A 12,142-nucleotide genomic window follows, 5' to 3' on the forward strand; every position below is an offset into this window, starting at 1 on the left:
AGCCTGGACAGGTCGAACCGGTGCGCGACAAGCTCAGGCGCCTGGCTGACCGAGGCTGGCTGCACCGCACCCCCGCCGGCCGCTTCACCGCACTGCCGCAGTCGTCCGTCTGACCGGCCGCGGCCTGATTCCGGCGTAACGCGTGTGCCCCCGGCGGGAGTTGGGGATTCCATGCGAAAGAACACCAGCCCCGCCGAGGGCACTGAAGGGCTTGTCTACCAGTGCCGCCTGCCGCTGTCGAGCGCCACCCTGGACCTGGTTGCCGGCCTGGTCCGCGGTCACCTGAAGAAGATCCGCTCCCGCTGGCGCAAGCTCCCGCCCGGCCGGATCGCTCTGATCGTCCTGGCGGTCCTCCGGCACGACCAGCGGCTTTCCGACATGGCGGGCGGCAACGACGTCTCCGCGTCCACCGTGCGCCGCTGGCTGATAGAAGTGATCGGGTTGCTGTCGGCCCGTGCCCCGCGCCTGGACCGAGCCCTGAAGAAAATCGCCCGGAAGGGTGGCGTCGTCGTCCTGCTCGACGGCACCCTCGTCCGCACCCGCCGACGCACCGGGGACGAGAACCGGCCGAACTACAGCGGGAAGCACAAGGCCCATGGCCTGCTGTTTCTCGCTCTGACCGACGAGGCGGGCAACCTGGTGTGGATCTCGGCAGCGAAGCCGGGGCGCTCCAGCGAGATCACCACCGCCCGTCACAACAGGATCACTACCCGACTGCGGGAGGCCGGTCTGGGTGCTCTGGCCGATCTCGGCTTCGTCGGCCTGGACGACGACCCCGACGACCCGGTGATCGTCACCGGCCGACGGGCGAGTCGCGGCCATCCGCTCACCGACGCTCAGAAGGAGGCGAACCGGCTGGTCAGCCGCGAGCGAGCGGCCAACGAGCACGGTTTCGCCGACCTGAAGAACTGGCGGATCCTCACCAAGGTCCGCATGAACGCCCGACATGCGACCACGCTTCTTCGGGCTCTCCTCGTGCTGACGAACGCCGAGGTCCACCGCTGACGGACGATCACCTGCCGCCGATCACACCCCCGACCGGCACGAGTATCCCAACCGCGATCCATGCCAGCCCCGGGACCTGCAACTTCAGGTTGAAACACGCTCATTGGGGACTCCAGGCGGAAGATGGCGGACGCGGTGAGGAGTGCGCCATGTCGGTGCCACCAAGTGCCGAAGCTGCGTGCACACCCCAGGAGCAGGGCCACGAGGAGCCCTGCCACCACGTTCTCGACGAGGTTCATGTTTCCAGGCTCCAGCGGCGTTGAGCCGATTGGACAGTTCTGGACAACGGGAGGCACAAGACTTGGCTTCTGCCCATGCGGCAGCGCCTGGACCTCGGCCTCCAACAGTGCAAGCGAACGGGCCGGGTACCCAGCGTCCCGGTAGGCGCAGCCGAGGTTCGCGCGGATGGCAATGGTCTCCGGGTGCGCCTCGCCGTGGACCTCCTCGCATCGGGCCAGGGCCGTTTCGAGGTGCTGCGCTGCCTGGTCGGGGCGTCCGGCGGTCAGATAGGCGTAGGCGAGGTTGTTCCGGCTGGTGATGGTTTCGGGATCGCTGTCGCCGAGAGCCTGCTGCCATTGGGCGAGGACGGCGGTGTACATCGGAATGGCGCGGGACAGGTTGCCTGAGGCGAGATAGGCCGCCGCTAGGCCGTTTTGGCTGTTCAGCGTGGCGGGATGGGTTGGTCCTAGGGATCGCTGGTGCTGCGTGAGTGTGGTTTCGTGCAGAGAGGCGGCACGATCCAGGTCGCCGGACTCCTTGTAGGTGCGAGCCAGTTCCTCGCAGCTGACGAGAGTGTCGGGGTGGTCGTCGCCAAGTGCTTGTCTACGCCGGGCCAGCGTCTCCTCGTGGAGTGTGATAGCACGGGCCAGATCGCCGGATTCACGGTAGGAGTTGGCGAGGTTGGAGGTGACGGTGAGCGTCCCCGGATGTGAGTTGCCGAAGACCTGCGCGCACTGGGCGACCATCGGTTCGAGGATCGCGATGGACCGGTCGAAGTCCCTGGCTCCGTGGTAGGCGTTGGCCAGGTTCGCACGGACCGTCATGGTGAGTTCGTGCTCGGCGCCGGCAAGTGTTTCGCAGCGGGCGTGGGCCGCCGTGAGCAGCGGAACGGCGCGGGCGTCGTGACCGAGGCCATGGAGGTAGCGCGCAGCGCTCGCGTACCGTCCGGCGGGAAAGGTGTCAGCGTGTCCGTCAGGAGTGGTGGCTGCGAGCGCGACGAGGTGCGGGAGCAGCCGTCCCAGTCGGGGGACCGGCCAGAGTTGGGCGGTTCTCTCAGTGGGGTGACCGCGGCGCACAGCAGCCGTTCGGCCTCCAGCCGACCGGCCGGTGCCGTGCTACCGAGGGTCGACTGGTTCCGGAGGGTGGTCTGAACCAGCCGGTGGACGCTCACAGTGTCCCGGGTCAGGGAGACCATGCAGTAGACGCCAAGGATCCCAAGGGCCTCATGGAGGTCGTCGCTGTCGCCGGCGGCAGGGTCAGGAGTTCCACCGGGATGTCATCGGGAGCCAGCCACGCCAGCGTGGACAGGACGGAGACTGCGAGGGGGTTGCGCTCGGTGAGGGCGCTGATCGTCTGGCTCCAGATCCGGGCGATGGTGCGCTCTGGGTCGACGCCGTCGGGAGCCTTGTCCAACTTGCCGACCAGCCTTCGGCGGTAGCTCTCGATGCCGATCGTCGGGTTCTGTGCGAGGTAGGCGCCGGCCTGCTCCAGCGCGAGAGGAAGCTGCCCGAGGTCAGCGGCGAGGGCCCGGGTCTCCTGCATCTGACGGGGGGCGGCGGAGTCCCACCGAACACGTGCCGGCAGAGGAGCTTGCCCGCTTCGGCCAGGTCGAGTACGTCCAGGGCGAGCGTCGCGACCGAGGTCGACCATCCGGCTGCCCGTCGGCTGGTGGCGATGACGTAGCCGTCCGGCGCGCCGATGTAGGGTCGCAGATCGGCCGGGTCCTCGACGTTGTCGAAGACCAGCAGCCAACCTGGATGCCACTGCAGCCACATCATCGCCCAGGCGGCACGTTCCTCGGTGGACTCGCTGCGGGCCCATGCGGGGATCAGGCGCAGAGCGAGGTCGGCCAGCGACTGCTCGATGCGGTCGGGCGAACCGGCGGTGATCCACCACGCCACGGTGTGGTCGCGACGGTGCCCGTGGGCATACGTGAGCGCGAGAGTACTCTTCCCGACGCCGCCGAGGCCTTGGATGACGGCAGCCCCGGCAGCCCGCTCCCCAGGCTGCGCCTCGAACAAGCCGTGCAGCCGATCCAACGCGTCCGTGCGACCGAGACACAGCGGGACAGGCGGCAGGTTGGTGAGCCCGCCCGGCGCCTGAACATCACGCGCCGAGTTAAGTAACTCGGCCGACAGGACGGTGACCGGGCCGGTGATCGCCGTTCCGATGCGTTGGGCGGCGATGGACCCGGCCCCTGTCGCCTCGAAGGTGAAGTTCGTCACCGCGCGGCCCGCCGACCCCCGCCGCCGAGGATGGCAGCCGATTGTTCCCCGCCGCTTTCGGGCGCGGCCCGGCCCGGAAGAGACTGCCGCACCGACGACCTGCTGCGTGCACTCATCTCAGTCCCCTCTCCGGGCCAGCCGGATGTCTCGCTCTCCAGCACGCAGCGTATGGCGTTCCCCATGGCGGGTCAGTATGGGCCGGGCTGCGGCGGCGGGCGGTGGCCTGGAGTTCTGGGCCTCCGGCACTCACGCGATCGCCGATGTCGAGGCCGGCACGCTCCCTGTAGGAGTCAGTGGTCTCAATTGCGGTCTCAGTACCGTTCAGCGGTCGGCGATGCCTGGTGGCACGACCCACTCGGTGGGTTGGCCGGTGAGGGAGGCGATCATGTCGAAGTCGCCGTCGTAGTGGAGTACGGTCAGCCGGTTCAGCTCCGCTGTGGCGGCGATGAGAAGGTCGGGGAGTGACAGTGCCCGGTGGAAGCCTGCGTTGAGAGCGTGGCGCTGGACCTCCAGGGCGCGAGTGAAAGTGTGGTCGTCACTGTGCAGGTAGTCGAAGGCACGCAGCCAGGTACTGATTCGCGTTGCCTCGGCGGTGTCCCGGGCCGAGTGGATCATCTCGTATTCGGTGGGTTGGCAGACTGAGAGCAAGTAGCGCTCGTGGAGGGGCTTGAGTACCTCTCTGACGCCGGGTTTTGTCCAGCGCGCCAGAGCGGACTTGTCGATCAGGTAGCGGTCCTGCATCAGGCGGCTCGGCCACCTTCGCGCTTAAGGGTTCCGTCGGCGTTCCGAGGGCCGGTGCTCTCGATGATCTCGCTGAAGTCGAAGTCGCCGGCGTCCATGGCGTCGAAGCCCTCCTGTCGCAGGTGCCGTTTGACGGCGTCCTCCATGGCGAGTCGTACGGCCTGGGCTTTTGTCTTGGTGCCGAAGATGCGCATGGCCTCGGCGACCATGGTCTCGTCGAGGTCGATTACTGTCCTCGCCATACTGGCCTCCTCGCGTGATCAGAACCACCAAATGATATCAGATTTGCATGAGAAGCGATATCGTATGGCGTGCCCTGGCGGGGTCCGTCATGTCGGTCGTGGAACCTGGTCGGCCTCGTCCTCCTCGCGGATGGGGACCGTCTTGAGTGTCGTGGGATCGAATGCGACGCCGTCGTCGATCTGCGATGACCGCGACCCTGCGGATGATCTCGGTTTCTGTGCCTGGGGACGAGCGGCCGAGGATGTCGATGTCGCGGATCATTCGACGTGCGCCGAACTGGGCGAGCAGCAGGCCGCCCTTGAGGACGAAGTGCTCCCGGCCCGGGGGCGATGAGGCCGGGCGGTAGAGGAACCGTTCGAGGACGTACTCGACCATGACCTCGTCCGTGGACCGGCTGTTGCGGCGGGCCAGGTTGCGCAGGTCGTTGCAGACGCGGCCTGCTGTGGTGCCGCGGGTGCGGTTGGCCATCAGGCGAGCACCGCCTCTACGGCAGGGCGGACGACGGAGAGAACGTCCAACTCGCCTGCGATGAGCTGGAGTTCGTCGACCCCGCCGGGTCCGCTCCGGCGCAGGTAGCGGCCGAGCGCGGACAGGGCGAGGGTCTCGCCGAGGCGACTGCGGTGGCGCATCGCGTCGACGACGCTGCGGGCTGCGTTGTACATGGGGATGGTCTCTCCCGGGGCTGCTTCGAACCGTTCGATACCGAGGTCGAAGGTCTTCGCGGCGTACTGCGCCACCACGGTCGGCGGGTAGGAGATCGTCGGGCGGCGTGTACCGCGCGGCACGGCGATGTGTGTTGCTGCGAGGATGTCGTCGATCAGCTCATGCAGGGCCAGGGCGGATTCACCGCACACGACGGCGCGAGGGGCCCGTGCGCACACGGCCAGCAGATCCGCGTGCGCCGTCTCCGGGGCGTCTGCCCGCCGACTCCCCACAGGACAGTTCGTCTGTCTGCGCTTCTGCGACCAAGTACGCCGGGAGAGGCCGGCCAGCCGCTGTTCCAGACGTGAGTTTTCCGCAGCGTCGATGTATCGAATGAGACCCCTCAGGCGGACTCAGGGGTTCGATTTGATGCGTCCAGTGGCGGGTGGGCGGCGCATCCGGTATTGATCACGTGCCGCGAAACTGCAGGTCAAGAGCTACTTGCATGGGGACTTCCCGGGGACTTTTCGGGGACTTTCAAGCCTGTCCCAGGGACTTCCCGGGGACTTTCCGCCGCGTAAGCAGGGAAGGCCCCGACAGCGCCGAAAGGAACAAACGCGCTGGTCAGGTCCCCTTCTCCTAGCACTCGATGATGTTGACCGCCAGGCCGCCGCGAGCCGTCTCCTTGTACTTGACGCTCATGTCCGCGCCCGTGTCCTTCATGGTCTTGATGACCTTGTCGAGGGACACCTTGTGCGAACCGTCGCCGCGCATGGCCATCTTGGCGGCCGTGACGGCCTTCACCGCGGCCATGCCGTTGCGCTCGATGCAGGGGATCTGCACGAGGCCGCCGACCGGGTCGCAGGTGAGGCCGAGGTTGTGCTCCATGCCGATCTCGGCCGCGTTCTCGACCTGTTCGGGAGTGCCGCCGAGCACCTCGGCGAGGGCGCCCGCGGCCATCGAGCAGGCGGAGCCGACCTCGCCCTGACAGCCGACCTCGGCGCCGGAGATGGAGGCGTTCTCCTTGAAGAGCATGCCGATCGCGCCGGCGGCCAGCAGGAAGCGGACCACACCGTCTTCCTTTTCTCCCTCGGAGGAAGCGCCGGCCACGAAGTTGATGTAGTAGTGCAGCACCGCCGGGATGATGCCGGCCGCGCCGTTCGTCGGGGCGGTGACCACGCGGCCGCCGGCCGCGTTCTCCTCGTTCACCGCCATCGCGTAGAGCGTGATCCACTCCATCGCGTGCGCCAACGGGTCGCCCTCGGCGCGCAGCTGGCGGGCGGAGACGGCCGCGCGGCGGCGGACCCGGAGGCCGCCGGGCAGGATGCCCTCGCGGGACATGCCTCGCTGGACGCACTCGCGCATCACACGCCAGATCTCCAGCAGACCGGCCCGGATCTCCTCCTCCGTGCGCCAGGCCCGCTCGTTCTCCAGCATCAGCGAGGAGATCGACAGGCCCGTCTCCTTCGTCAGGCGGAGCAGCTCGTCGCCCGTGCGGAAGGGGTACTTCAGGACCGTGTCGTCGAGCACGATCCGGTCCGCGCCGACCGCTTCCTCGTCCACGACGAAGCCGCCGCCGACCGAGTAGTACGTCTTGCTGAGCAGCTGCGTGCCCGCGGCGTCGTAGGCCCAGACCGTCATGCCGTTGGCGTGGTACGGGAGCGCCTTGCGGCGGTGCAGGACGAGGTCGTCGTCGAAGGAGAAGGCGATCTCGTGCTCGCCGAGCAGGTTCAGCCGGCCCGCCTTCTTGATCCCCTCCACCCGCTCGTCGGCGTTCTCCACGTCGACCGTGCGCGGAGAGGCGCCCTCGAGGCCGAGCAGCACCGCCTTCGGGGTGCCGTGGCCGTGGCCGGTGGCGCCGAGCGAGCCGTACAGCTCGCAGCGCACGGACGCGACGGAGCCGAGCAGGCCCTCGTTGCGCAGACGGCGGGCGAACATGCGCGCCGCGCGCATCGGGCCGACCGTGTGGGAGCTGGACGGGCCGATGCCGATCGAGAACAGGTCGAAGACCGAGATGGCCACGGGGTGACTCCTCAATACGGGGTGGTGCGGGGGACCGGCACCGCGCTCACCCTTCCAGTGTGCGCGGTGCCGGATGAAACAGGACTTACTTGTTCAGGCCCGGGTACAGCGGGTGCTTGTCGGCCAGGGCCTTGACCCGGGCCTTCAGGGCCTGCGCGTCGTAGGACGGCTTCAGCGTCTCGGCGATCACGTCCGCGACCTCGGCGAAGTCCTCGGCGGTGAAGCCGCGGGTCGCCAGGGCCGGGGTGCCGATCCGCAGGCCGGACGTCACCATCGGCGGGCGCGGGTCGTTCGGGACCGCGTTGCGGTTGACGGTGATGCCGACCTCGTGGAGACGGTCCTCGGCCTGCTGGCCGTCCAGCTCGGACTCGCGCAGGTCGACCAGGATCAGGTGGACGTCCGTCCCGCCCGACAGGACGTTGACCCCGGCCTCGCGGGCGTCGGCCGCCGTGAGGCGCTCGGCGAGGAGCCGCGCGCCCTCGACCGTGCGCCGCTGGCGCTCCTTGAACTCCTCCGAGGCGGCGACCTTGAAGGAGACCGCCTTCGCCGCGATCACGTGCTCCAGCGGGCCGCCCTGGAAGCCGGGGAAGACCGAGGAGTTCAGCTTCTTCGCGAACTCCTTCCTGGCGAGGATGACGCCGCCGCGCGGGCCGCCGAGGGTCTTGTGGGTCGTGGAGGTGACCACGTCCGCGTACTCGACCGGGTTCGGGTGGAGACCGGCGGCGACCAGACCCGCGAAGTGGGCCATGTCGACCCACAGGTACGCCTCGACCTCGTCGGCGATCCGGCGGAACTCGGCGAAGTCCAGCTGCCGCGGGTACGCCGACCAGCCGGCGATGATCACCTTGGGGCGGTGCTCCTTGGCGAGCCGCTCGACCTCGGCCATGTCGACCAGGCCGGCCTCGTCCACGTGGTAGGCGACCACGTTGAACTGCTTGCCCGAGAAGTTCAGGCGCATGCCGTGGGTCAGGTGGCCGCCGTGCGCGAGGTCCAGGCCGAGGATCGTGTCCCCGGGCTGGGCCAGCGCGAACAGCGCCGCCTGGTTGGCGGAGGCGCCGGAGTGGGGCTGCACGTTGGCGTACTCGGCGCCGAACAGCTCCTTGATCCGGTCGATGGCGATCTGCTCGGCGACGTCGACGTGCTCGCAGCCGCCGTAGTACCGGCGACCCGGGTAGCCCTCGGCGTACTTGTTCGTCAGGACCGAGCCCTGGGCCTCCATCACCGCGATCGGCGCGAAGTTCTCGGAGGCGATCATCTCCAGCGTCGACTGCTGGCGGACCAGCTCTGCGTCGACCGCGGCGGCGATCTCCGGGTCCAGCTCGTGCAGGGGGGTGTTCAGGACAGTCATGCGGTTACGACTCCTCAGCCGGCGGTCTCGGCGTTGTACTCGTCGGCGGAGAGCAGGTCGGCCGGCTCCTCCGTGACGCGGACCTTGAACAGCCAGCCACCCTCGAAGGGGGCGGAGTTCACCAGCGACGGGTCGTCGACGACGTCCTCGTTGACCTCGGTGATCTCACCGGTGACCGGGGAGTACAGGTCGGAGACGGACTTGGTCGACTCCAGCTCGCCGCAGGTCTCGCCCGCGGTCACCGTGGAGCCGACCTCGGGGAGCTGGGCGTACACGACGTCGCCGAGCGCGTTGGCCGCGAACTCGGTGATGCCGACCGTCGAGACGCCGTCCTCGGCGGCCGACAGCCACTCGTGCTCCTTGCTGTAGCGCAGCTGCTGCGGGTTGCTCATGGCCTGAATTCTCCTGTACGCGGGAAAGTGCTGGTCGACGGGGGAGTACGGAAAGTGCTGATGAGCAGGCGAAATGTGGGCAGGGTCACGTGATCGTCACGCGACCGGGCCTCAGCCTGCTGGCGCCCTGGGGCCAGTGTCTACTTCTGGCGCTTGTAGAAGGGCAGCGCCACGACCTCGTACGGCTCGTGGTTGCCGCGGATGTCCACGCCGACGCCCTCCGTGCCCGGCGCCGCGTGCGCCGCGTCGACGTAGGCGATGGCGATCGGCTTGCCCAGGGTGGGGGAGGGGGCGCCGGAGGTGACCTCGCCGATCACCTGGCCCCCGGCGACGACGGCGTACCCGGCGCGCGGGACGCGGCGGCCCTCGGCGATCAGGCCGACCAGGACGCGCGGCGGGTTCTGCTCGGCGCGTGCGGCGGCCTCGGTGAGCGCCTCGCGGCCCACGAAGTCGCCCTCCTTCTCGAACTTCACCACCCGGCCGAGCCCGGCGTCGAACGGCGTGAGCGAGGTGGTCAGCTCATGCCCGTACAGCGGCATGCCCGCCTCCAGGCGCAGGGTGTCCCGGCAGGACAGGCCGCACGGCACCAGGCCGACGCCCTCGCCGGCCTTGGTCAGCGCCTGCCACAGCTCCACGGCGTGCTCCGGCTTCACGAACAGCTCGAAGCCGTCCTCGCCGGTGTAGCCGGTGCGGGCGATCAGCGCGGGAACGCCGGCGACGGTGCCGGGCAGGCCCGCGTAGTACTTCAGGCCGTCCAGGTCGGCGTCCGTGAGGGACTTCAGGATGCCGGAGGACTCGGGGCCCTGGACGGCGAGCAGCGCGTAGGCGTCGCGGTCGTCGCGGACCTCCGCGTCGAAGCCCGCGGCGCGCTCGGTCAGCGCGTCGAGCACCACCTGGGCGTTGGAGGCGTTCGCCACGACCATGTACTCGGTCTCGGCCAGCCGGTAGACGATCAGGTCGTCCAGGATGCCGCCGTCGGCCTGGCAGATCATGGTGTAGCGGGCGCGGCCGACACCGACGGAGGCGATGTTGCCGACGAGCGCGAAGTTCAGCAGGGCGGCCGCCTGCGGGCCTGTCACCGTGATCTCGCCCATGTGCGAGAGGTCGAAGAGGCCCGCCTTCGTGCGTACCGCGACGTGCTCGTCACGCTCGGAGCCGTAGCGCAGCGGCATGTCCCAGCCGGCGAAGTCGGTCATGGTCGCACCGAGCGAGCGATGGACGGCGTCCAGCGCGGTGTGACGGAGTTCGGTACTGCTCATCGGTCGGTCGTCTCCCAAGGCAGAGGGGCGAGGAGGTTCCTCCCCATCTGTCATCGGAACCTGAGAGGTTCGCCATGACCACCGACTTGGAAAAGTCGCAGGTCAGGACTTGCACCTTGGGTGGAGCCACTGTCGCAGCGGCCCGCTTTTCAGATGTGCCTCGCCCGCGCGGTAACGGTGCCTGAGAGATTCAAGGGAGGGACTTGCTCCTTCGGCGCCCCAGCGAAGGCTGCTGGGAACTCTCCCGCGCGGATTCAAACGGCCGGTATGCAGTTGGCGGGCACATCATTGCACGCCACACCCCGAGCCGTCAGGGCCGCATCTGTAACCGAGCTGTGGCACTACGCGCACCGAACCACTGGACACCGCGCATTACCTTCTCTTTACATTTGACGGGCAGGGGGCATGCCCCGAGCCCAGCAGGGGAGGACGAACACGGTGAACAGGACCACGGCCTACGCCACCAGCACCGGCATCGCGGTGTCCAAGCAGCCCTCCGCCCCCGCCGTCGAGCGCGGCTCCGGCCGCCCGGCCCCCGTCGTCCGCGACCTGCGCGAGCGCGCCGGCCACAGCCCGCACGCCCTGCACTTCGGCCCGCAGGACCTGGTGGTGATCACCGGCCTGCCCGGCAGCGGGAAGTCCACCCTGATGCGGCGCGCGGTCCCCGGCCACCGGATCGACTCCCAGGACACCCGCGAGCGCTGGGACGCCCGGACCCCCCGTTTCCTCCCGTACGCGCTCTACCGCCCCCTGGTCCGCCTCTCCCACTACGCCGGGCTGCGCCGCTCCCTCGCCACCGGCGAGGGAGTCGTCGTGCACGACTGCGGCACCCAGGCCTGGGTGCGCGCCTGGCTGGCCCGCGAGGCCCGCCGCCGCGGCGGCACCCTGCACCTGCTCCTCCTCGACGTCACCGCCTCCGCCGCCCGGGAGGGCCAGCGCGAGCGCGGCCGGGGCGTGTCCCGCTACGCCTTCCGCCGCCATCGCGGTGCGACCGACCGGCTGCTGCGCGCGGTGCGACGAGGCGAGCTGCCGGCCGGCTGCGGCTCGGCGGTGCTGCTGGACCGGCCGGCGGCGGACGTCCTGCGGCGGATCGTGTTCACAGGGTGAGGCCGGTCACCGGCACCGGATAGCCTTTGGCACCACAGCACGGTTCCCAGCAGGCGGTAGGCACATGGACTTCCCGGCGGACGTTCCCGCGGACTTCCCGGCACAGGCGCACCCCCACCCGCACGGCGGTTGGCCCGGCAACGAACTGGAGGAGGTGCTCTCCGCCTCCTTGGGCGTCCCCTCCGCGGGCGGCCGGATCGTCGAGGTCCTGGGCCGCAGCTTCCTCTGGATCCCGCTGCCCAGCGGAGGCGGCCCGCACAGCGGCCCGCTGGACCTGCCCACCCTGGACATCGAAGGCCAGGTGTACGTCCCGGTCTTCAGTTCCGAGGAGCAGCTGCACCAGGCCACCGGCTCCCACATGTCGTACACCATCGCCCCCGCCGTGGAGTTCGCCCGTGGCCTGCCCCCGCAGGTGGGCCTGGCGGTCAACCCGGGCGGCGTGGTCGGCGTACCCCTGCCGCCCGAGGCGGTGGCGGACCTCTGCCGCGCCGGCCGCACCCCCCTGGACGGCCCCGCCTCCGGCGGCCGCGTCCGGCTCTTCGAGCCCGACTGGCAGGACGACCCGGTCGACTTCCTCTCCGCCGCCTCCGCCGAGTTCGCCGCGACCGGCGTCGTCCGCACCGCCCGCCGCTGCCTCGCCGCCATCGAGACGGCCGACCCCGTGATGTTCGTCGGCGTCGAACTCTCCCAGTACGAGGGCGACATCCGCGCCCTCCCCCTGGAAGCCCTGGGCCGCGCCCTCGGCAACGTCCCCGCCCCCTGGCCGGTCAACCTGGTCCTCATGGACATCGCCGACGACCCGGTGGCCGGCTGGCTCCGCACGAACGTGCGCCCCTTCTACGAGAACGGCCACTGAAGGCACCCTCAGGGGCGCGGGGAACCGAGCGGGAACCCCCACGCACCCGCACCCGCCGACGTACACAAGGCCCCCACCCCCTA

Annotated in this window: 12 protein-coding genes, 1 pseudogene and 2 riboswitches; of the genes and pseudogenes, 3 read left to right on the forward strand and 10 right to left on the reverse strand. The window is 69.6% G+C overall.

All coding sequences use genetic code 11. From position 1 onward, the window contains the following. Positions 1–171 precede the first annotated feature (171 nt). Positions 172–1,005 carry a transposase family protein gene (locus ACWD5D_RS37500; RefSeq protein ID WP_451377275.1) on the forward strand — a complete coding sequence of 278 codons (834 nt, stop codon included), beginning with the start codon at positions 172–174 and terminating at the stop codon, positions 1,003–1,005. A 350-nt stretch (positions 1,006–1,355) separates the two neighbouring features. Here the strand turns inward: ACWD5D_RS37500 and ACWD5D_RS37505 are convergent. The 10 genes and pseudogenes from ACWD5D_RS37505 to gcvT form a co-directional block, all read right to left on the reverse strand. Beyond that, a pseudogene (locus tag ACWD5D_RS37505) lies at positions 1,356–2,048 on the reverse strand (tetratricopeptide repeat protein); the annotation flags it as partial. 358 nt (positions 2,049–2,406) lie between these two features. After that, positions 2,407–2,766, reverse strand: coding sequence for a hypothetical protein (locus ACWD5D_RS37510; RefSeq protein ID WP_451377276.1), 360 nt, complete (start codon positions 2,764–2,766; stop codon positions 2,407–2,409). 1,004 nt (positions 2,767–3,770) lie between these two features. Then, on the reverse strand, positions 3,771–4,190 hold the full coding sequence (locus tag ACWD5D_RS37515; protein WP_350781766.1) for a PIN domain nuclease: 420 nt from the start codon (positions 4,188–4,190) through the stop codon (positions 3,771–3,773). After that, positions 4,190–4,432, reverse strand: a complete 243-nt coding sequence (locus tag ACWD5D_RS37520; RefSeq protein ID WP_293996899.1) for a type II toxin-antitoxin system VapB family antitoxin — start codon at positions 4,430–4,432, stop codon at positions 4,190–4,192. Before ACWD5D_RS37520 ends, ACWD5D_RS37515 begins: the two co-directional genes overlap by 1 nt. Before the next feature lie 37 nt (positions 4,433–4,469). Then, positions 4,470–4,901 carry a nucleotidyl transferase AbiEii/AbiGii toxin family protein gene (locus tag ACWD5D_RS37525; protein WP_451377277.1) on the reverse strand — a complete coding sequence of 144 codons (432 nt, stop codon included), beginning with the start codon at positions 4,899–4,901 and terminating at the stop codon, positions 4,470–4,472. After that, a complete protein-coding gene (locus ACWD5D_RS37530) occupies positions 4,901–5,368 on the reverse strand; it encodes a type IV toxin-antitoxin system AbiEi family antitoxin domain-containing protein (RefSeq protein ID WP_451377278.1) in 468 nt (155 codons plus the stop codon). The genes ACWD5D_RS37525 and ACWD5D_RS37530 overlap by 1 nt, the downstream gene beginning before the upstream one ends. A 346-nt stretch (positions 5,369–5,714) precedes the next feature. Then, the gene (locus ACWD5D_RS37535) at positions 5,715–7,097 is read right to left on the reverse strand and encodes an L-serine ammonia-lyase (protein ID WP_451377279.1); all 1,383 of its coding nucleotides are present in this window, start codon (positions 7,095–7,097) and stop codon (positions 5,715–5,717) included. 85 nt (positions 7,098–7,182) lie between these two features. Then, positions 7,183–8,445, reverse strand: a complete 1,263-nt coding sequence (gene glyA, locus ACWD5D_RS37540) for a serine hydroxymethyltransferase (protein ID WP_451377280.1) — start codon at positions 8,443–8,445, stop codon at positions 7,183–7,185. Positions 8,446–8,459: 14 nt separating this feature from the next. Beyond that, on the reverse strand, positions 8,460–8,837 hold the full coding sequence (gene gcvH / locus ACWD5D_RS37545) for a glycine cleavage system protein GcvH (RefSeq protein WP_451377281.1): 378 nt from the start codon (positions 8,835–8,837) through the stop codon (positions 8,460–8,462). Positions 8,838–8,977: 140 nt separating this feature from the next. Beyond that, entirely contained in the window at positions 8,978–10,096 is a 1,119-nt protein-coding gene (gcvT, locus tag ACWD5D_RS37550; protein WP_451377282.1) for a glycine cleavage system aminomethyltransferase GcvT, read from the reverse strand. Between the two features lie 37 nt (positions 10,097–10,133). Beyond that, a riboswitch (glycine riboswitch) is annotated at positions 10,134–10,255 on the reverse strand. Further along, positions 10,256–10,353: riboswitch (glycine riboswitch) on the reverse strand. It abuts the riboswitch before it with no gap. Positions 10,354–10,501: 148 nt separating this feature from the next. Here gcvT and ACWD5D_RS37555 point away from each other — a divergent pair. Beyond that, positions 10,502–11,203: an AAA family ATPase gene (locus ACWD5D_RS37555; RefSeq protein WP_451377283.1), complete on the forward strand. Its 702-nt coding sequence runs from the start codon at positions 10,502–10,504 to the stop codon at positions 11,201–11,203. A 64-nt stretch (positions 11,204–11,267) separates the two neighbouring features. Next, entirely contained in the window at positions 11,268–12,059 is a 792-nt protein-coding gene (locus tag ACWD5D_RS37560) for an enhanced serine sensitivity protein SseB (RefSeq protein WP_451377284.1), read from the forward strand. Positions 12,060–12,142: the final 83 nt, after the last annotated feature.

This window comes from Streptomyces sp. NPDC002520 (assembly GCF_053595235.1).